This is a genomic window from Dickeya sp. MK7, assembly GCF_000406305.1.
Lineage (GTDB): Bacteria > Pseudomonadota > Gammaproteobacteria > Enterobacterales > Enterobacteriaceae > Dickeya > Dickeya fangzhongdai.
This window is the reverse complement of the sequence record NZ_CM001984.1, coordinates 4,775,803-4,796,678: the sequence shown is the minus strand read 5'-3', so window position 1 is coordinate 4,796,678 and position 20,876 is coordinate 4,775,803. Positions and strand designations below refer to the sequence as shown.

Below are 20,876 nucleotides of genomic sequence, written 5' to 3'. Positions count from 1 at the left end.
CTGCTTCAGCGCAACCCACCCGCATGACGCCAAAAGCTGAACGCGCTTCAGCTTTTGGCTGATTTCTCTCACGTTTTTTCTGCAAAATTACTCATCATGCTTATTAAAATTGTGATGTGTAATCCAAATCTATCGCGAAAAAAGAGCAGTTGGTTATCTGGTGATAGCAGTCACATTCTCCCGTCAGCCGGATTTGTAGTCTTTTAGCTCCGCAGGCTTAATCAATTCAGCTAGAAGGACGAATGGGATGAAAAATGTACTGGCAATAAGTATCGCTCTGGCGCTGGTTTCCTGGCAGGCATCGGCTCAGACCTTTGTGCTGACGGACGTTGAAAGCAGCATCGAGAAAGGAAACTGGCAGATCAGCAGCGACGCGCTGAAGATCAAGGATCAGCGCTTCAGCATCGAGCAGAAAGTGCTGCACGGCGGACGTCAGGAAGGCAGCAAAATTCTCACCATCACCAGCCCGAACGGGCTGCAAATCACCCTCAGTCCGACTCGCGGCATGGATTTGCTGCATGTCACCGGCAAAAACATCCGGCTGGGCTGGGATTCGCCGGTGGATGAGGTGGTGAACCCGAATACCATCACGCTTGAAAGCCGCAACGGGCTGGGCTGGCTGGAAGGTTTCAATGAGATGATGGTGCGCTGCGGCTATGAGTGGACCGGCCATCCGGTCACCAGCGACGGCATGATTTACACCCTGCACGGCCGTGCCGGTAATACGCCGGCGTCGAAAGTGATCGTGGACGTCAGCGACAAGGCGCCTTACACCATCACCGTGCGCGGTTTGCTGAAGGAAAACAGCTTCAAGAAATCCAATCTCGAAACCTGGACCGAACTGCGTTACGTGCCGGGCAGCGAGTCCTTTACCGTACACGATGTGCTGACCAACAAGTCGGATTACGCCCGCGATTACCAGATCATCTACCACAGCAATTTCGGTACGCCGATTCTGGAAGAAGGCGCGCGTTTCCTGGCGCCGGTGAAGGAGATTTCGCCGTTTAACGACTACGCCAAAGCGGGTCTGAAAAGCTGGCAGACGTATAAAGGGCCGACTAAAGACTTCGACGAAATGGTGTTTAACATGACGCCGTACGCGGATAAAGAGGGTAAGACGCTGGCCGCGCTGGTGAATCGCGCCGGCGACAAAGGGGTGTCCATCGCCTTTGATACTCATCAGTTGCCGCTGCTGACGCTGTGGAAAAACACCGACACCCTGAAACAGGGCTACGTTACCGGCATCGAACCCGGCACCAATTACGCCTACCCGGTCACCATCGAACGCCAGCAGGGAAGGGTGAAGAAGCTGCAACCCGGCCAGAGCACCACGTTTGAGCTGACCTACAGCCTGTTGAGCAGCCCGGCCGCGGTACAACAAACCGAGCAGAAAGTGAAAGCGATTCAGGGCGATCGCGCCACGACGCTGACCGAAAAACCGATTGCGGTGGAGTAATCGCGCTTACCGCGTAGGTTAAGGTCAGGATTCATGCTGTTATTCCGCCTTCCTGATATCAGGAGGGCGGAATATTGAATATAAAACGGGGGTAACGTGCTGAATTACTTCAGCACGTCCGGATTGACGCAGTTCTCTTTGACGTTGCCGCTCAGCGCGGCGATCAGATTATCCACCGCGCAGGCCGACATGTTGTAGCGGGTTTCATGGGTAGCGGAGCCGATATGCGGCAGCGCGACCACGTTGGGCAACTTCAGCAGCGGCGAGTCCACCGGCAGCGGTTCCTGCTCGAACACATCCAGACCGGCAGCGTAAATAGTGCCGTCAGTCAGCGCGTCAATTAACGCCGGTTCGTCGATAACCGGGCCGCGACCGATGTTGATCACAATCGCGCTGGACTTCATTTTCTTCAACTGTTCGCGGCCGATCAGATGGTGGGTCTGCGGTGTCAGCGGCAGGGTAATGCACAGAAAATCCGACTCTGCCAGCAAGCCGTCCAGATCGCGGTAACCGGCGTTGAAGCGGGTTTCCGCTTCCTGATGATGACGGCGGGCGTGGTACAGCACCGGCATGCCGAAGCCCAGATGCGCGCGCTGCGCCACCGCCAGACCGATGCGACCCATACCCAGAATACCGATGGTTTTGTGGTGCACGTCAATGCCAAACCAGTCTTTATCGACACTGGCTTTCCACTCTCCGGCCTTAACCCGCTCTGCCACTTCCAGCCCGCGGCGGGCGGTCATCAGCATCAGCGTCAGCACCGCATCCGCCACCGTTTCCGTCAGGGCGGTCGGCGTGTGCATCAACAGCGCCCCTTTGTCGTTCAGGGTGGCGAGATCGATATTGTCGTAGCCGACCGAGATGGTTGAGACGGCGCGCAGGCGCGGTAAATGGGAGAGAAATTCCCGGCTAACCGTGGCGCTGGAGCCGATCAGGCCTTCCACCCGTTCCAGTACGGGGTGATCGACCGGCGGCAGCCCGTTGAATTCATGCACGGTGGCGTATTGCTCAAGGCGAGCGCGCAGGGCGTCAGGGATACTTCTGTAGAGGATCACTTCAGGTTTCATCAGTTCACTCCGGCTGATAGGCGATTGTCTGATTAAAACGACGGTTGTATTTAAAAGAGGTCTTTTAAAAAAGGGTTCTCTGCTAGCTTCGCATATTGATGCCCGGTCTCTGCCGTGCCATCGCCCAAAAACGATTGGAAAATTCAATAAAATACGATGGTAAACAGTCATATGTGCTTATCATCCGCGCTCCATTCACGCGCAACGACCGGATGCGAAGCGATTTGTTCTGTTGGGGAAAGCGCCGCCCGACCCGTAAGGCATAAATCGGCCCAGAGACTGCGGGTTCTGAACAGGTTGCTTCAGGCATGATGGTCGACATGGCGGGAGACTGCAAGTCAGACGGTAGTCGGGCGGCGCGCCTTCTGATGTGCCCGAAGGCGCGCTCCCGCTAAAAACCCTGGTATTGGCTGAAATCAGCGGTGTTACAAAAAAGATGAAATAATTGGCAGCCACACTCACGCCAGCGGCATGAGTTGGTATGTTATAAAGTATCATTTCATGGCGGTAATGCAACCGTAGCAGGACGTTCTCCAGTTGCACAAACCTGATTCAGGGCATGACGGAGGCGAGCAGTTCCTGATCCTGCCAGTGCATGATCAACAGGCGTGAGCGGGTTTCGTGCTGGTAATTTTCCTGCACGGTGATAAACCCCTGTTTGCGGTAAAAGGCGCAGGCGCGGTGGTTTTGCTGATAGACCTCCAGGCTGAGCATCGGAAAGCGGTGTTGGATATGCTGCATCAGCGCGGCGCCCGCCCCCTGGCCGTACAGGTTGTGATGGACAAACAGCGCGCCGATAAAACGCTGATCCATCACGCTGATAAAACCGCCGATGCCCTGTTCATCCTCATAAATCCAGGTCTGCGAGTGGGGAATATAGTGCCCGCGCACCAGCTCCTCGCTTTCCCGCCAATAGCGCGGCGAGATAAACGGATGCGCCCGGGTGGTGCTTTCCAGCCATAACCGCACCAGCGAATCCAGATCCTGCGGCCGATAGGGTCGGATCACGACGCCTCCGGATGACAAAAGCATTCGGTGGTATGGTCGTTCACCAGTCCGGCGGCCTGCATAAAGGCGTAGCAGATGGTCGAGCCGATGAAGGTAAAGCCGCGTTTTTTCAGCGCCTTGGACATCGCGTCCGACACCGTTGTCTTCGCGGGCACGTCGGCCAGCGAGGCGTGTCGGTTGACAACCGGTTGGTGGTCGACGAAGGACCAGATAAAAGCGGCGAAGTCTTCTCCTTGCTGCTGCATCGCCAGCCAGGCGCGAGCATTGCGGATGATGGCTTCAATTTTGCCGCGATGGCGGATGATGCCGGGGTCCAGCACCAGCCGGTTCACGTCGTCGTCGGTCATGGCGGCGATGCGATGGGGATCAAATCCGTGGAAGCAGCGGCGGTAGTGCTCCCGTTTTTTGAGCACGGTTATCCACGACAGCCCGGCCTGCTGGCCTTCAAGACACAACAGTTCAAACAGTTCCCGCCCGTCGGTACAGGGCTTCCCCCACTCGTTGTCATGATAATCCAGGTACAACGTGTCCTGCGTGACCCAACCACAGCGCGTCATCCTCTTCTCCTTGCTCCCCGGTTGAGATCCACCGGCATTGTTGGTATTGATGATGGCCGGTTTCAGCGCATCACCCGTGTGGCATGGCGATCATCAGCCTAAGCGCGATGCGATGCAACCCTGCGCAGACAGGGGCCGTGTGAGGCATGACGCCGGAAATAACAGAGTATAAGCGACAGGGGACAAGAATGGGGATTGAGTGGGTGCTGGCCTATCTGGCGCTGGGCGCCGTGGTGGGTTTTATGGCTGGATTACTGGGCATTGGCGGGGGCGGCATCATGGTGCCGGTGCTGACGGCGCTGTTTGCCGCGCAGGGTGTGGAAACGTCGCATTTGGTGCATCTGGCGCTGGGCACGTCGATGGCGGCGATTGTGATTACCGCCATCTCCAGTCTGCGTACTCATCATCAACATCAGGCGGTGCTGTGGCCGGTGGTGTGGCGCATCACGCCGGCGATTCTGGTGGGGACCTTCGCCGCCACCTGGCTGGCGGCGCTGTTGCCGACCCGCGCGCTGGCGATTTTCTTTTCCTGCTTCATGGCTTATGTCTCGTTGCAGATGGTGCTGAACATCAAGCAGAAACCTCACCGGCAGTTGCCGGGCGTGCCGGGTATGTCGCTGGCTGGGCTGACCATCGGCGGTATTTCCGCGCTGGTTGCTATCGGCGGCGGGTCGCTCACCGTGCCGTTTCTGACCTGGTGCAACGTGCGCATCCAGCAGGCCATCGGCACGTCGGCGGCGGTTGGCCTGCCGATTGCCTTGTCCGGCGCGCTGGGATACGTGATCAACGGCTGGTCGGCTACCGGCTTGCCCGCGTTCAGCGTGGGTTATGTCTCGTTGCCGGCGGTGGTGCTGATCTCCGCGGTCAGTTTCTTCACCGCGCCGGTGGGCGCGCGTCTGGCGCACCGGCTGCCGGTCGCCACGTTGAAAAAGGCGTTCGCCGGGTTATTGCTGCTGCTGAGCCTGAAAATGCTGCAGACCGTGTTCGCGGGCTGATTGCCGCGGGAACCGGAAGGAAAAGCCGGCTACAGAGCAATGCGGCCCAAGTTGTTGCCGCATTCTGGCTGTATATCTTGCACTCAGAGGGTATACTGGCGCCTTCATTGTAAAAACCACTTGTATCGCGTGCGAATCCAACATGCAAAAGTTTGATACCAAGACCTTTCAGGGCCTGATCCTGACGTTACAGGATTACTGGGCGCGTCAAGGCTGCACCATCGTCCAACCGCTGGACATGGAAGTCGGTGCCGGCACTTCTCACCCTATGACCTGCCTGCGCGCGCTCGGCCCGGAGCCGATCGCCGCCGCCTATGTGCAGCCGTCCCGCCGTCCTACCGACGGCCGCTACGGTGAGAACCCCAACCGTCTGCAACACTACTACCAGTTTCAGGTGATCATTAAGCCGTCGCCGGACAACATTCAGGAGCTGTACCTCGGCTCGCTGAAAGAGCTGGGTATGGACCCGACCATTCACGACATTCGTTTCGTGGAAGACAACTGGGAAAACCCGACGCTGGGCGCCTGGGGCCTGGGCTGGGAAGTGTGGCTCAACGGGATGGAAGTGACCCAGTTTACCTATTTCCAGCAGGTGGGCGGTCTGGAGTGCAAGCCGGTGACCGGCGAGATCACCTACGGTCTGGAACGTCTGGCGATGTACATTCAGGGCGTAGACAGCGTCTACGATCTGGTGTGGAGCAACGGCCCGTTGGGTAAAACCACCTACGGCGACGTGTTTCATCAGAACGAAGTGGAGCAGTCCACCTATAACTTCGAATACGCCGACGTGGATTTCCTGTTTACCTGCTTCGAGCAGTACGAAAAAGAAGCCCAGCACCTGCTGGCGCTGGAAAAACCGCTGCCGCTGCCTGCCTACGAGCGCATTCTGAAAGCCGCCCACAGCTTCAACCTGCTGGACGCGCGCAAAGCCATTTCCGTGACCGAACGTCAGCGCTACATCCTGCGGATCCGTACCCTGACCAAAGCGGTGGCGGAAGCCTACTACGCCTCCCGCGAGGCGCTGGGCTTCCCGATGTGCAATCGAAAAGAGAGCTGAGAGGCAGCGATGACAGACAAGACGTTTCTGGTGGAAATCGGCACGGAAGAGCTGCCGCCGAAGGCTTTGCGCAATCTGGCGGAATCTTTTGCCGCTAATTTTACCGCTGAACTGGATACGGCCGGGCTGGGTTATCAGTCGGTCAACTGGTTTGCAGCGCCGCGCCGTCTGGCGCTGAAAGTAGCCGGTCTGAGCGCGTCTCAGCCGGATCGTGAAGTGGAAAAACGCGGGCCGGCCATTGCGCAGGCGTTTGACGCCGAAGGCAAACCGACCAAAGCGGCCGAAGGCTGGGCGCGCGGCTGCGGCATCACCGTCGCTCAGGCCGAACGCCTGACCACCGACAAGGGCGAATGGCTGCTGTTCCGCGCTCAGGTGAAAGGCGAAGCGGCGCAGACGCTGCTGCCGGGCATGGTCAGCACCGCGTTGGCGAAGCTGCCGATCCCGAAATTGATGCACTGGGGCGACAAAGAAACCCAGTTTGTGCGTCCGGTGCACACCGTAACCCTGCTGCTGGGCGACGAATTGGTCCCCGGCACCGTGCTGGGCATCGACTCCGCCCGCACCATCCGCGGCCATCGCTTTATGGGCGAGCCGGAATTCACCATCGATAACGCCGACCAGTATCCGCAGATTCTGCTGGAGCGCGGCAAGGTGCTTGCCGACTACGAGGCGCGTAAAGCCAAAATCAAAGCGGATGCCGAAGCGGCCGCCCGCAAAATTGGCGGTAACGCCGATCTGAGCGACAGCCTGCTGGAAGAAGTCACCTCGCTGGTGGAATGGCCGGTGGTGCTGACCGCGAAGTTCGAAGAGAAATTCCTGGCGGTGCCGGCGGAAGCGCTGGTGTACACCATGAAAGGCGACCAGAAATACTTCCCGGTTTACGACAACAGCGGCAATCTGCTGCCGAACTTCATCTTTGTCGCCAACATCGAGTCCAAAGACCCGCAGCAGATCATCGCCGGTAACGAGAAGGTGGTGCGTCCGCGTCTGGCCGACGCCGAGTTCTTCTTCAATACCGACCGTAAAAAACGCCTTGAAGATCATCTGCCGCGTCTGGAAACCGTGCTGTTCCAGCAGCAGTTGGGCACGCTGCGCGACAAGACCGACCGCATCGCGGCGCTGGCGGGCTGGGTAGCCGGCCAGATCGGCGCCGATGTGAATCATGCCGAGCGCGCGGGCCTGCTGTCCAAATGCGACCTGATGACCAACATGGTGTTCGAATTCACCGATACTCAGGGCGTGATGGGGATGCACTACGCCCGTCACGACGGCGAAGCCGAAGACGTGGCGGTGGCGCTGAACGAACAGTATCAGCCGCGCTTTGCCGGTGACGAGCTGCCGTCTTCGCCGGTAGCCTGCGCGTTGGCGATCGCCGACAAGATGGATACCCTGGCGGGGATCTTCGGCATCGGCCAGCATCCGAAAGGCGACAAAGATCCGTTCGCGCTGCGCCGCGCCGCGCTGGGCGCGCTGCGCATCATCGTGGAAAAACGTCTGCCGCTGGACTTGCAAACCCTGACCGAAGAAGCGGTGCGCCTGTACGGTAACAAGCTGACTAACGCCAACGTGGTGGATGATGTGATCGAATTCATGCTGGGTCGCTTCCGCGCCTGGTATCAGGAAGAAGGTCACAGCGTGGACACCATTCAGGCGGTGCTGGCGCGTCGTCCGACTCGCCCGGCGGATTTCGACGCCCGTGTGAAAGCGGTGAGCCATTTCCGAACGCTGGAGCAAGCCGAAGCGCTGGCCGCCGCCAACAAGCGCGTGTCCAACATTCTGGCTAAATCCACCGAAACGCTGAACGACAGCGTGCAGGCGGCGTTGCTGAAAGAGAACGAAGAAATCCAGCTGGCGACCTATGTCACCGCGCTGACCAGCAAGCTGGCGCCGTGGTTTGCCGAAGGCCGCTATCAGGAAGCGCTGGGCGAGCTGGCGCAGCTGCGCGAGCCGGTGGACAACTTCTTCGATAAGGTGATGGTGAACGCCGAGGACCAGCAGGTGCGTATCAATCGCCTGACGCTGCTCAACGAACTGCGCAACCTGTTCCTGAAAGTCGCGGATATCTCCGTGCTCCAGTAAGTCAGCGCACGGATAGTTTGTTTACATTCAAAAGCCTCCTTCCCGGAGGCTTTTTTATCATAGAGGTCAGTTGGCTGTATTGCGGTTAGACCTACGCATGGCAGGTGTTGTTTGATATTTCCCGAATGACTTTCTGTACCCATGCACAGAGTGTGTACTGGTGATAGATGTTTTCCGGCACGGGTTGGTAAGGGGTGTGGATGAAATCAGGCTGAATTGATCCATCCTGATTCAGAACACACACGTTTTGCGCGTTATAAAAGTCATAATTGGTTATATAGGGATTGCTGGTAATCAGTTTTCTCTGATAAGCCATTGATTCATAGGCGCGGAATGACAATCCAGTCTGTTGGCCTTGTACAATATCCAGAATAACCTTTGTATTATCGATTTCGTGCGCCAGTGCATCACCCAGCAGCAATTTTTCCGATATTTTTATTCTTTTATCTTTTATATTTTTTTGTTTTCCAGACTTACCGACATAAAAAATAATATTGGATTTTAGATCAGGGTTTCTATCAAGAAAATTGATTACTTGCCTGTATCTTTCCGGAGTGAAACTCATAATGGAAAAAACATCATACTCACACGCCTGGTAAGGAATAGTACTTTTCCAGGCAGGATCAATGTAATTGGTGATTTTGGCAAAGTTAAATTGGTCGCAGTCCTCACAGTCAAAACTTAGTACATGATCGAATTGGTTGAGATACAAGGCATTATTAGGGGCTTTTTTTAGACTGTCCCACAATGTGGCGACGAGCTTTCTCCCATGCCGGCGCAGTAATTCCAGATGCTGTTGATTGAACAGCTTGGGCTCCGTCATGATAATGGCGTCAAACGGTTCCCGGCCGATAAAAAAATTGTGCAGGCCAAGTTTGATCTGATTATCAAGAACAAGGCGTTTGTAGTTCTTTCCTGTTATCGCTTTATAGAATTTCGTGATGATTCTGTGGCGCGAATCAAAATAGCTAAACGTTGATAAGTCGCAATGATCAATATGGATAACGTCGTGGCCCTGCCGCTTCATCTCCGTCACAATGGGTGTAGCCAAATCAGCCCAATTCGGGCAAATAAATAATAACCGCATAACGCTGTCAACCTCGTGATCGTTTTTATTATTCATCAGACACAGCGGGTAAGGCATTCACTGCCCTGCATCAGATTAATACGAAATTTCTAATTTACTGTGAATATAGCACTAAATGTCACGAAAAATCCACAGACGCGATTGGTTATTGCGTACCAGCTATGCGGTATTTAGGCGGTGTTCCGCCTTTACGGGAGGGCCGACCGGCTGTTGATTACTTCGCTTTCCGGGATACGTTACTGCCGGCGTTGGGCGCCAGACGGGCGATATCCCACAGCGCCAGCGCGGTGATCAGCGCGATGATCACGAACCCTAACCGGAAGTCGATGCCTGCCGCCGGCGGTATGCCGATAGCATCGGTAATCCAGCCGCCGGCGCGAATACTGAGCGCGCCCAGCGTAACGCCCAGACCGTTCGCCAACTGAAGTGAGGTGCTGAACAGCGTGTTGGCCGAACTCATTTCCTGTGCCGGAACATCCGCGAACGCCAGCGAACTGATGCCGGTAAATTGCATCGAACGGCTGAGTCCTCCCCAGAACAGCAGCAATAATGTGAGAATCTGCGGCGTGGTGGGGGTCAGCGCGGCACAAAGCAGCAACGACAATACGCACAGTATGCCGTTGACCATCAGCAGTTTTTTGAAGCCGAAACGGCGCATCAGGGGCGTGGTGGCCGGTTTCATCGCCAGATTGCCGGCAAAGACGGCCAGCACCAGCGTCCCGGCGTGAAAGGCGTCCAGCCCGAATCCCACCTGAAACATCAGCGGCAGCATGAACGGCGCGGAGCTGATGGTGGCGCGTAGGATAAACCCGCCGCGCATGGTGATGCGAAAGGTCGGCACATTCAGTGACGTCAACCGGATCAGCGGGGCGGCAGCCCGCCGCAGATGCCGTACCGCCCACCACAGCGCCAGCAGGCCCGCTGCCATCAGGATCAGCGCGTGGGTTGAATCCAGATTCTGCTGGCTGAACATTTCCAGACCGGCGACCAGACACAGCATGGCGGCGCCCATCGAGAGAAAACCCATCAGATCAAAAGGTTGTTTCTTATCAGGCGTTTGATTGGGCATCAGCCGGAACGACAGCGCGATCGCGATTATGCCCAATGGGACGTTGAGGAAGAAGATCCAGTGCCAGCTGGCATAGGTGGTAATGAAGCCCCCCAGCGGCGGCCCCAGAATCGGTGCCACCAGCGCAGGCCAGGTCAGGGTGGCGATGGCTTTGATCAATTGATCTTTAGGCGTATTGCGCAGAACCGCCAGTCGGCCTACCGGCACCATCATGGCGCCACCGATGCCTTGCACAATACGCATCAAAACGAACTGCGTGACCGTCTGCGTCAGTCCGCAGAACAGCGACGATACGCTAAAAATCAGCAGCGCCAGGCTAAAGACGTTTCTGGCGCCGAAGCGCTCGGCAATCCAGCCGCTGGCCGGGATCAGGACCGCCAGCGTCAGCAGATAGGCGCTAATCCCGATGTTGAGATCGATCGCCGGAACGCCAAACGCTTTCGCCATCTCCGGTAAGGCGGTGGCGATGACCGTCCCGTCGAGGAATTCCATAAAAAAAGCGCTAGCGACCAGCAGCGCCATGCCGGAGATGGGCACCTTACGGGGTAGGGGTTGTGGAATATCGTTAGGATCGGAGAAGGCCACGTTACATCCTCTGCATCAGTGACGGCACATCTGCTTATCGGTGAAGCGGTGTGACAACTTTTTATTGATGTTATACCAAATAGGTAGAGGAAATCGACCGTATACAACGCGGTTGTGTGAGGTAATGGGCTGACCGGGCAGAGATGACCGTATGATGGATAAGCGAGCGGTATACCATGCGATGCGCTTGGGGTTTGCTTGTCGAAGCACCCTAAAATCAAAATGTGATTTTAATCACGCTTTATGTCGATTTATTTATCAGCAGGAAAGCGGTTTCAGAACAATCGCAAAATCTGCGCAACTTCTTGCTCAGTTATCAGCATAAATCCCTGTTTGCGCAATGGATGCCGTTTTTTCGGGAGGTCTGCGCAATTTTTTGCTCAAATTTGACTTAGGGAAAATGACGATATGATTTTTCCCTTTTAAAACAACCAAATAAAAAGTGGCATAGTCATTGCTTTATGAACCGTGAAGTCAAACACATGTTCAACAGCGAGGAGCAAGACTATGCCAACTCCATGTTATATCAGCATCGAAGGCAAAACCCAGGGCAATATCACCGCCGGTGCCTTCACTTCCGACTCCGTCGGCAACATCTACGTGCAGGGCCACGAAGACGAGATGCTGGTACAGGAATTCAACCACGTCGTTACCGTACCGACCGACCCGCAGTCCGGCCAGCCTTCAGGCCAGCGCGTGCATAAACCGTTCAAATTCACCGTGGCCCTGAACAAGGCCGTGCCGCTGCTGTATAACGCGCTGGCCTCCGGCGAAATGCTGCCGACCGTGACCCTGAAGTGGTTCCGCACCTCTGTCGAAGGCAAGCAGGAGCATTTCTTCACCACCACCCTGACCGACGCCACCATTGTCGACATCAACAACCAGATGCCGCACTGCCAGGACCCGTCCAAGCAGGATTACACCCAGCTGATCGAAGTGTCGCTGGCCTACCGCAAGGTGGACTGGGAGCACACCGTGGCCGGGACGTCCGGCTCCGACGACTGGCGCGCGCCGATCGAAGCGTAATGACCATCAACCCGGACTGCGGTCCGGGTTGTGCTGTTTTCAGTCTGTACTGAGCCGTGGCGGCAGCCATCGCTGAGTGCGGACGCAGGTCGGGGACGTAAGGAGGAAGCAAGGTGGCCAACAGTACAGGACTTCAGTTCACCGTAAAAATCGGCGCGCTGCCGGAGAGTACCTTCGCGGTGGTGGATTTTGAACTCGACGAGGCGCTGAACCAGCCGTTCGCCCTGTCGCTGAATCTGGCCAGCAGCCAGCCCGGCATCGACTTCGGCGCGGTGCTGGACCAGCCGTGCGAGCTGCTGGTGTGGTACGAAGGCGAGTTGCAGCGCCGGGTCAGCGGCATCGTCAGCCGCTTTGCCCAGGGCGACACCGGTTTTCGCCGCACCCGCTATCAGGCCGAGGTGCGCCCGGCGCTGTGGCGGCTGGGGCTGCGCACCAACGCCCGTATCTTCCAGACCCAGAAGCCGGACGCGATTATCAGTACCCTGCTGGAGGAAGCCGGGATTACCGATTATGCCTTCGCCCTGCGCCACGACCACGCGGTGCGCGAGTACTGCGTGCAGTACCGCGAAAGCGACCTGGCGTTCATCCACCGGCTGGCGGCAGAAGAAGGGCTGTTCTATTTCCACGAGTTCGACGCCGGCAAGCACCGGGTGGTGTTCGCCGACGACGCCGGCGCGCTGACCAAAGGCCCGGAACTGTTCTTCAATTTGGCGACGCAGGGGCTGACCGAAGGCGCCTATGTGCGGCGTTTCCGCTACGCCGAAGCGGTGAGCACCGCCGAGGTGGCGCTGAAGGATTACAGCTTCAAAACCCCGGCCTACGGGCTGCTGCACAACAGGATGAGCAGCGAGCTGGGCCATCAGCGCGAATCCTACCAGCACTTCGACTACCCCGGCCGCTTCAAGCAGGACCCGAGCGGCAAGGCGTTTACCGGCTACCGGCTGGACGCACTGCGCGCCGGGGCGATGACCGGCAGCGGCGAATCCAACGCCGCCGAACTGATGCCGGGCAGCACCTTTACCCTCACCGAACACCCGAACCCGGCGTTTAACCTGGCCTGGCAGGTGGTGGCGGTGACCCACAGCGGGCAGCAGCCGCAGGCGCTGGAAGAAGAGAGCGGCGGCGAACCGACCACGCTCAGCAACAGTTTCGAAGTGGTAAAAGCCACCACCACCTGGCGGGCGGCCATGCCGTACAAGCCGATGGTGGACGGCCCGCAGATTGCGACGGTGGTCGGCCCGGCGGGCGAAGAGATTTACTGCGACGAGTACGGCCGTATCAAACTGCAGTTCCCGTGGGACCGCTACGGCGCCAGCGACGACCAGAGTTCGTGCTGGGTGCGGGTGAGCCAGGGCTGGGCCGGCGGCCAGTACGGGCTGATTGCCATTCCGCGCATCGGTCATGAAGTGGTGGTGAGCTTTCTGGAAGGCGACCCGGACCAGCCCATCGTCACCGGGCGCACCTTTCACGCCACCAACCCGTCGCCGTATCCGCTGCCGGCGAACAAGACCCGCACCTCGCTGCGCACCAGTACCCACAAGGGCGCCGGGTTCAACGAACTGCGTTTTGAAGACCAGGCCGGGCAGGAAGAGGTGTTTATCCACGCCCAGAAGGACATGAACACCGTGGTGCTGAACAACCGCAGCACGTCGGTGAATGCCAGCCACAGCGAGAACGTGGGCGGCGACCAGACGGTGGTGGTGCAGCACAACCAGACGGTGTCGGTGAAGGAAAATCAGGTCACCGAGATTCAGGGCGAGCAGACCGTCGCCGTCACCCAAAACCGCAACACCACCGTCAACGACAACGAGTCGCTGCAGGTGAAAAACAATATCGCCATCCAGTCCCAGAGCGGCGACATCCTGATTGCCACCGCCGGCGGCTACATCGCCATTGATAAGGACGGCAACATTGCCATTACCGGTAAAGGACTGGTGCTGAACGGCACCCGTATCGATTTGAACTAAGGGAAACGCAACGTATGTATCAGATGAACGAAGGCACCCTGGCTATTCCGACGGGCTGGCGCGACGAGTCGTTGCACGTGTTTGTGCTGCCGGGCGATACCGCCAATCTGGTGGTCAACCGCACGCCGATTGAGTTCGGCCTGTCGCCGGACACCGTCTATGAACAGACGCTGTCACAGTTTTCCGCCCACCTGAAGGGCTATCAGGAGCGTGCCGCCTGGGAACTGACGCTGGATGGTCAACCTGCACGCGGGCTGGAGTACAGCTGGCGCTCGCCGGAAGGCCCCATGCATCAGGTGGTGGTGATGCAGGTACGCGGCGAGCTGTTGCTGACCTTTACCCTTACCGCCGCCGGCGAACTGAAGGATGAACAGAAAACCGCCCTGCTGGCGGTGATTGAGACGTTTACCGCCGCGTCCTGAAGGGAGTCACGATGCTGAACGATATTCTGAGCCGGGTGGCCCGGGTGGGGGCCATGCACGCCGGTAATCGACCCAACCCGCCCGCCGACCGGCCACAGCCCTGTCAGGGCAAGCCGCCGACCTCGCCGGGCAAGACCATCAAGCACAAGAGTTTTAAAGGCGCCATCTTCGGGGCGATTGCCGGGGCGCTGGTGGCGGCGGCCGTGTTTGCCGTGGCAGCGGCAGCGGCGGCGGCGGTGGCGGTCGCCGTCATCGGCACCGGCGGTATGGGCGCGGCGCTGGTGGTGGGGGTGGTGAAACTGGCCGCCGGGTTTGGTGCGGTCAGTTTGCTGGGCGGCCTGATAGACTCGGTATCCAGCAAGGTCTCGGCGATGGTGGACAGCGGCTCGCCGTCGTTCGGGCCGGTGGCGTCCGGCTCCGGCAACGTGTTTGTCGAAAAGCAGCCGGTGGCCCGCGCCACCCAGGATGCCGTCGCCTGCACCCGGCACAGTGGTCCGCAGTTGATAGCCCAGGGCAGCGAGTCGGTATTTGTGAACGACGCGCCGGCCGCCCGCATTGACGACAAGACGGTGTGCGGCGCCACCCTCAAGGAAGGCGCCTCGACGGTATTCTTCGGCTCGGGTCAGGGCACCTATCTGGAGATAGCCGAAGAGTTTACCGCCCTGCAACGAGCGCTGCTGATTGCGGTGGAGTTTCTGGTGCCGCCCAGCCGCGGCATGTTCAGAGGGCTGGGCAAGTTGTTCACCCGCGGGCCGATGGCGGTGCTGCGGGGGATGCGTGTCGGGGCGCTGAAAACGCTGGAAGGACTGAAAAGCGCCGTTAAATGTGCCAGTGAGGGGTTTCGCAGCAACAAGGGGCTGTCGCGTATCACGGAAGCGGTGCGCGGTTTCCTCAAAGACCCGGTCTACATCGCCAGCGGCGAGGTGATTGAATCCCGCACCGATATCGCACTGGGCCAGACGCTGCCGCTGGTGTTCGAACGCACCTACCGCTCTGCCTCCGTGCATGTCGGATTGCTGGGCCGCGGCTGGCACGACAGCGGGAGCGAGGTGGCGACGGTGACGCGCGACGGCCTCAACACCCACGTGGTCATCACGCTGGCGCAGGGCTACGACATCGATTTTACCTTCCATCAGGACGTGCAGGCGGTGTACTGCCCGCACTACCCTGAATTTACCCTGCACCGCCGGGGCGAGGGTTTCAGCCTGTGGCACCGCGACCAGCAGACCTGGCGCGACTTTAGCGTGGTACAGGGCACGCGCCGGTTGCTGTCGGCCATTCACGATACCCACGACAACCGCATCGAGCTGGTGCGCGACCCGAAAGGCTACCTGCGCCAGGTGCGCCACAGCGACGGCGTTACCCTGCTGCTGGTGTGGCAGGGCGACTTCCTGCACCAGATTCAGCGCACCGACGGCGGCCAGAAAACGCTGCTGGCCGAGTACCGCCAGGACGAACTGGGCCGACTGGTGGAAGCCAACGCCACCCAGGCCTATCACCTCTACTACGAGTACGACGCCGCCCATCGGCTGACCCGCTGGCACGATAACGACCAGACCTGGGCGCGCTACGAATACGACGCACAGGGGCGCTGCGTTTACACCACCTGCGCCGACGGCTTTCTGACCGCCCGCTTCGACTACCTCCCCGACCGGGTGGTGATGACCGACGGCCTCGGCCAGCGCAGCGAATTCGGCTTTAACGACCTGTCCCTGATGAGCTGGGAAACCTCCCCGCTCGGTCACGTCACCCGCTACGACTACGACGAGGTTGGCAACCTGCTGCGGGAAATCTCGCCCGCCGGGCGGGTGGTCGAATTCGGCTATCTGGGCGATACCGGGCGGGTCAGCACCTTTACCGACGCCAGCGGCCACCAGTGGCAGTACGACTATGACGACGCGCTGCGGCTGTGCGGCGTCACCGACCCGCTGGGGCGCGAATGGGGCTGGGTGTATGACGCCGAAGGCAACCCGGAGCGACTCACCGGTCCGGACGCCAGCGAAGTGCGATTTACCTGGAACCGCTACGGCCTGCTGACGCAGGTGAGCGACCGTGCCGGCGAGGTGCAGGCCCGGTTGCAGTATGACCACCGTCAGCGGTTGCTGAGCGCCACCGACGCCGAGAGCCGCACCCAGCAGTTACGCTACGACAGGCAGGACCGGGTGGTGCAGTGGCAACGTGCGGACGGCGCGCGCTTTGGGCTCGGTTATCGCCGGGCCAGCTGGAAGCTGCCGGAGCAGCTGATGCGCCCGGACGACAGGGAAGAGCTGCGCCAGTACGACCGCCACAACAACCTGCTGAGCTACGTGGACGGCAACGGCGCACTGTGGCGTCAGACCTTCGGCCCGTTCGACCTGCTGACCGCGCGCACCGATGCCGAAGGCCGCACCTGGCACTACGAGTACGACAGGGAAAGCCAGCAGCTGATTGCCGTTACCGCGCCGGACGGCAGCCGCTGGCAGTGGTGGCTGGACGCCGACGGGCGGGTCATCCGCGAGCGCGACATGACCGGCACCGACACCCATTACGACTACGACGAAGACGGCCTGTGCGTCAGCGTGCGCAATGGCGAAGGCGACACCCGCCACTTCCTCTACGACGCCCGTGGGCTGCTGCTGCGCGAAACCGCGCCGGACGACAGCCTGCATTACCACTATGACGCGGTGGGCCGGCTGACGGAAATCACCTCGTCGGTGAGCCACGTCCAGCTGGACTACGACCTGCGCGACCGGGTGGTGCGCGAATGGCACAACGGCACGCTGCTCACCCGCCAGTACGATGATGCGGCCCGCACCGTCACCCGCACCCTGGCGTGGGACGGCGATGCGGACGATACCGCACACGCTCTTGCCCCACTCACCAGCCTGTTCCATTACACCCGTACCGGCGAACTGCGGCAGGTGCAGTTGCCGGACGGCGCCGAGCTGACGCTGACCCATGACGCAGCGGGCCGGGAATCGCTCCGTAGCGGCGGCAGCGGGTTTGTGCAGCGGCGCGAATACGACGTGATGGGCTGGCTGACGCGGGAGATGAGCGGCGCACAGCACGACGGCCGCCTGTTGGCGGCACAGACGCGGGAATACCGCTACGACGGTGCCGGTAACCTGACCGGGGTGCGCCACAACCGTGAGGCTGAAGGCTACCGGCTGGATGCCACCGGCCGGGTGCAGGAAGTGCTGAGCGGCGGCGCGGGCAAAACCGTGGACACCACCGCCCGCTACCAGTACACCCGCAGCGGCCTGCCACAGGAGGCCGGACGGCTTACCGAGTGGCAGTCTGGCAGACTGGTTCAGCACGATGACACCCATTACCAGTACGACAGGGCCGGACGGCTTATCCGTAAACAGGTGGTGCAGCCGGGCTACCGCCCGCAGGTGTGGCAGTACCGCTGGGACAGTCGCAACCAGCTGCGGGTGGTGGATACCCCGAACGGCGAACGCTGGCTGTACCGCTACGACCCGTTCGGCCGCCGGGTGGGCAAACGCTGTGACCAGAAAGCCGAAGAAATTCGCTACCAGTGGGACGGCGACCAGATAGCGGAAATCCGCCACTACCGCCACGGCCAACTGGTGGCCCGTCGTCACTGGGTCTACAACGGCTGGGAGCTGGTGGTACAGCAGCGCCAGCACACCGGCGGCGACTGGGAAACGGATTTTGTGACCAGCAGCCAGAACGGTGCACCGCAGGCGCTGTTCGCACAGGACGGCGCACTGCGCTGGCAGGCACCGAAAGCCACGCTGTGGGGCCAGCGTCAGGCAGAAAAATCGGAAAGTCCGGACCCCGGCCTGGCCTTCGCCGGGCAGCTCCGTGACAGCGAAAGCGGGCTGTGCTATAACCGCTTTCGGTACTACGACCCGGCCGGCGGGTGTTATGTGTCGCCAGACCCGATAGGGGTGCTGGGGGGGGAGAGTAACTACGGGTATGTGCCTAATCCCAATACGTGGGTTGATCCGTTTGGGTTGGCTCGCTGTAATGGGTTACCCTCAACTCGTAAACCGGGTGGTACTGGGGCGAGTTATGATTCTGTAAATGGGCAGGGGTTGTATATTTTACATGAAGGAGGGAAAATAAAATATGTAGGTCGCGGAGATGCACCTTCGAGATTGGATATTCATGCTCAAACCCCTGGTAAGTCACACCTAGAACAATTAATCATTTTTGATAACAATCTGACAAAAGCAGAGGCGAAGTTTTTAGAAGAAAAATTAATAGGTATGCATGGTGGTGCAAAATCTATGAATTCATTGACTAACCTACTAAATAAAATTCGATCATATAGTCCATCTAATCCTAATGCAGCAAACTATAAAGTTGCCGGTGATAATTCATTATGGGGAAATGAAATATTAAAGGATGCGCTATCTATAATAAGGGGGAATACATGAATAAAAAATATAATGAGGGGGATGTGTTCGTTATCCCAATGAATAATGAAAAATTCGCTATCTGTCAGATAGTATGTGCCTTTAAAGGTCGGTTTAAGAAAGCATTTTCTTTTGGCGTTATTGGAATTCAAGCTGATTGCAGCATGCCAGACGACAGTGAATTCTTAACATTTAAAAACTCAAGAGGGGAGTTTGATGTTATATTCTCATCGCCAGAAAATATAAAAAATGGTGATTGGGTAATCATTGGAAATATCCCGCTAACACAAAAAAAAGAAGCACTCAAGATTTATCAGAGTGCAGGTAATCTATATCAATGTGATGAATACATAAGGGCTCTTAATAAAGACGAATATAAGAGTTTTAATGTGATGGGTGTGGCTGGATATGAACTGGTTCATCAATATTTATCTCAACGCTAATTACTAAAACAAAAGGGATCATGATGATCCTTTTTGTTCTACTTTATCTATAAGTTATCCATCGCAACTTAATCTCTGTTACTCAGTTTTCCATACTATATAACCTGTTCGGCGGCGACTGGGAAACGGATTTTGTGACCAGCAGCCAGAACGGCGCGCCGCAGGCATTGTTTGCGCAGGACGGCGCGCTGCGCTGGCAGGCCCCGAAAGCCACGCTGTGGGGCCAGCGCCAGGCAGAAAAATCGGAAAGTCCGGACCCCGGCCTGGCCTTCGCCGGGCAGCTCCGTGACAGCGAAAGCGGGCTGTGCTATAACCGCTTTCGGTACTACGACCCGGCCGGCGGGTGTTATGTCTCGCCAGACCCGATAGGGATAGCGGGCGGTGAAAACCTGTATGCGTATGTCAAAAACCCAGTAAGTTGGATCGATCCGCTCGGGTTAGCTGGATGTAATATACGATACGGTGAATTGGATCACCTAGGTCGCCCAACTGGTGTGAAAGCTCGCTTAGATTCAAGCTATATAAATACAGGTACGCACGCTAATCCTGCCATCCAACCACCTGGATTTATTACAGGAGCAGGTTCTAATCGTGCTCGTGGACATTTGTTAGGGCGACAATTGGGCGGTTCGGGCGATGATGTGCGTAATTTGGTTACTATTCAACATCGTCCAGTGAATACCCCGGATATGAGCAGTATCGAAGGACGTATAAGAAAAGCGTTAGAACGAGGGGAAATAGTTGATGTATCGGTAACGCCTATCTATAAAGGTCCTTCTAGAATACCGGCAGGTATAACAATGAACGCTCAAGGTAGTGGCGGATTCTTTGAAAGCGTCACTCTTCTTAATCCTCCTGGAATGTAAATCATGACCATGCCTAAATTAAATAGCATTTTAGTTCCACCTGATTTTCCCAATGAGTCTGGGAGCGGTGATACTTGGCCTTCTATAGATGAAGGCATTACATTTCCTAATGACTATGTTGAGTTTATCAGTAACTATGGTACGGGACGAATTGCTAATTTCATTGCGATATTTAGTCCATTTACTCAAAACTATGATCTTAATTTCTTTGAACAAAAGAAATTAATTATTGAAGACTTTAATTATCTTAACAATGAAGATCCAGACTATTTTAAATATAATCTTTATCCAGAAAAAAATGGGCTTTTACCAATAGGTGTAACGGATAATGGTGATTATATATTTTGGGTTGTTTGCGATCTAAACAACAGTGATGCATGGGGAACTGCAATAGTTGCATCTAGATCACCTGATATAGAATATTTTGATGAAAATATAACGTCTTTATTATCTGGTGTTTTATTAAGAAAAATAAAACCAGACTCATTACCTAATAACTTTCCTCCTGATAATATTATTTTTGAGAAATACTAGGGAATAAAACCGGAAGCGATCTTAATGATCCTTCCGGCTTTATTTTATCTGCCACTCAGTCGCAGCGACTTATAGATGGGTGACTCCGGCCAAATCCAGCCCACCTGGAAACCCCGTTAACCACTGCGTCACCGCTTGTTTATCAAACCGCTTGTCACTCGGCGCTTGCAGGTATCACAATTAGCGGATGTCCTGCTCGGTAATTGCAATGCAGCCTACCGGCATAACAACCTGTTGAGCTACGTGGACGGCAACCGCTGACAGTGGAGGCTGAACTCCACCGCCCGCTACGCC

15 protein-coding genes and 1 pseudogene are annotated in these 20,876 nt (G+C 57.4%); 11 read left to right on the top strand and 5 right to left on the bottom strand.

Going from position 1 to position 20,876, the window contains the following annotated elements; genetic code table 11:
- Window positions 1-247 precede the first annotated feature (247 nt).
- Entirely contained in the window at window positions 248-1,456 is a 1,209-nt protein-coding gene (locus tag DXXMK7_RS20815) for an aldose 1-epimerase family protein (protein WP_038920656.1), read from the top strand.
- A gap of 104 nt (window positions 1,457-1,560) precedes the next feature.
- Here the strand turns inward: DXXMK7_RS20815 and ghrB are convergent, their stop codons facing one another.
- From ghrB to DXXMK7_RS20800, 3 genes are all read right to left on the bottom strand, one after another.
- Window positions 1,561-2,523, bottom strand: a complete 963-nt coding sequence (gene ghrB / locus DXXMK7_RS20810; protein ID WP_038920655.1) for a glyoxylate/hydroxypyruvate reductase GhrB — start codon at window positions 2,521-2,523, stop codon at window positions 1,561-1,563.
- Window positions 2,524-3,075: 552 nt separating this feature from the next.
- The gene (locus tag DXXMK7_RS20805) at window positions 3,076-3,531 is read right to left on the bottom strand and encodes an N-acetyltransferase (protein WP_038920654.1); all 456 of its coding nucleotides are present in this window, start codon (window positions 3,529-3,531) and stop codon (window positions 3,076-3,078) included.
- Window positions 3,528-4,088, bottom strand: a complete 561-nt coding sequence (locus tag DXXMK7_RS20800; RefSeq protein ID WP_038920652.1) for a DNA-3-methyladenine glycosylase I — start codon at window positions 4,086-4,088, stop codon at window positions 3,528-3,530. The genes DXXMK7_RS20805 and DXXMK7_RS20800 overlap by 4 nt, the downstream gene beginning before the upstream one ends.
- Window positions 4,089-4,276: 188 nt before the next feature.
- Between DXXMK7_RS20800 and DXXMK7_RS20795 the strand changes: the two genes are divergently transcribed.
- From DXXMK7_RS20795 to glyS, 3 genes are all read left to right on the top strand, one after another.
- The gene (locus tag DXXMK7_RS20795; protein WP_038920651.1) at window positions 4,277-5,083 is read left to right on the top strand and encodes a sulfite exporter TauE/SafE family protein; all 807 of its coding nucleotides are present in this window, start codon (window positions 4,277-4,279) and stop codon (window positions 5,081-5,083) included.
- Window positions 5,084-5,225: 142 nt separating this feature from the next.
- Entirely contained in the window at window positions 5,226-6,140 is a 915-nt protein-coding gene (gene glyQ / locus DXXMK7_RS20790) for a glycine--tRNA ligase subunit alpha (RefSeq protein ID WP_038663786.1), read from the top strand.
- A 9-nt stretch (window positions 6,141-6,149) separates the two neighbouring features.
- Complete coding sequence (glyS, locus tag DXXMK7_RS20785; RefSeq protein ID WP_038920650.1) at window positions 6,150-8,219, top strand: glycine--tRNA ligase subunit beta; 2,070 nt, start codon at window positions 6,150-6,152, stop codon at window positions 8,217-8,219.
- 91 nt (window positions 8,220-8,310) lie between these two features.
- Here glyS and DXXMK7_RS20780 read toward each other — a convergent pair whose 3' ends face one another.
- Together DXXMK7_RS20780 and DXXMK7_RS20775 are read right to left on the bottom strand one after the other, a co-directional pair.
- Window positions 8,311-9,363 (bottom strand): hypothetical protein, encoded by a 1,053-nt coding sequence (locus tag DXXMK7_RS20780; protein WP_231348827.1) that lies wholly within the window; start codon window positions 9,361-9,363, stop codon window positions 8,311-8,313.
- A 157-nt stretch (window positions 9,364-9,520) separates the two neighbouring features.
- Window positions 9,521-10,897 carry an MFS transporter gene (locus DXXMK7_RS20775; protein WP_082171020.1) on the bottom strand — a complete coding sequence of 459 codons (1,377 nt, stop codon included), beginning with the start codon at window positions 10,895-10,897 and terminating at the stop codon, window positions 9,521-9,523.
- Between the two features lie 570 nt (window positions 10,898-11,467).
- Here DXXMK7_RS20775 and DXXMK7_RS20770 point away from each other — a divergent pair.
- From DXXMK7_RS20770 to DXXMK7_RS22190, 7 genes and pseudogenes are all read left to right on the top strand, one after another.
- Window positions 11,468-11,986 (top strand): Hcp family type VI secretion system effector, encoded by a 519-nt coding sequence (locus tag DXXMK7_RS20770; protein WP_022633128.1) that lies wholly within the window; start codon window positions 11,468-11,470, stop codon window positions 11,984-11,986.
- 113 nt (window positions 11,987-12,099) lie between these two features.
- A complete protein-coding gene (gene tssI, locus DXXMK7_RS20765; protein WP_038920649.1) occupies window positions 12,100-13,953 on the top strand; it encodes a type VI secretion system tip protein VgrG in 1,854 nt (617 codons plus the stop codon).
- Between the two features lie 14 nt (window positions 13,954-13,967).
- Window positions 13,968-14,375: a DUF1795 domain-containing protein gene (locus tag DXXMK7_RS20760; protein ID WP_038920648.1), complete on the top strand. Its 408-nt coding sequence runs from the start codon at window positions 13,968-13,970 to the stop codon at window positions 14,373-14,375.
- 11 nt (window positions 14,376-14,386) lie between these two features.
- A complete protein-coding gene (locus DXXMK7_RS20755; RefSeq protein WP_038920647.1) occupies window positions 14,387-18,760 on the top strand; it encodes an RHS repeat-associated core domain-containing protein in 4,374 nt (1,457 codons plus the stop codon).
- Complete coding sequence (locus DXXMK7_RS20750; RefSeq protein WP_038920646.1) at window positions 18,757-19,182, top strand: immunity 26/phosphotriesterase HocA family protein; 426 nt, start codon at window positions 18,757-18,759, stop codon at window positions 19,180-19,182. Before DXXMK7_RS20755 ends, DXXMK7_RS20750 begins: the two co-directional genes overlap by 4 nt.
- A 110-nt stretch (window positions 19,183-19,292) precedes the next feature.
- Window positions 19,293-20,048, top strand: a pseudogene (locus DXXMK7_RS22195) (DNA/RNA non-specific endonuclease); the annotation flags it as partial.
- Window positions 20,049-20,051: 3 nt separating this feature from the next.
- Window positions 20,052-20,582 (top strand): SMI1/KNR4 family protein, encoded by a 531-nt coding sequence (locus tag DXXMK7_RS22190; protein WP_071605244.1) that lies wholly within the window; start codon window positions 20,052-20,054, stop codon window positions 20,580-20,582.
- Window positions 20,583-20,876 lie beyond the last annotated feature (294 nt).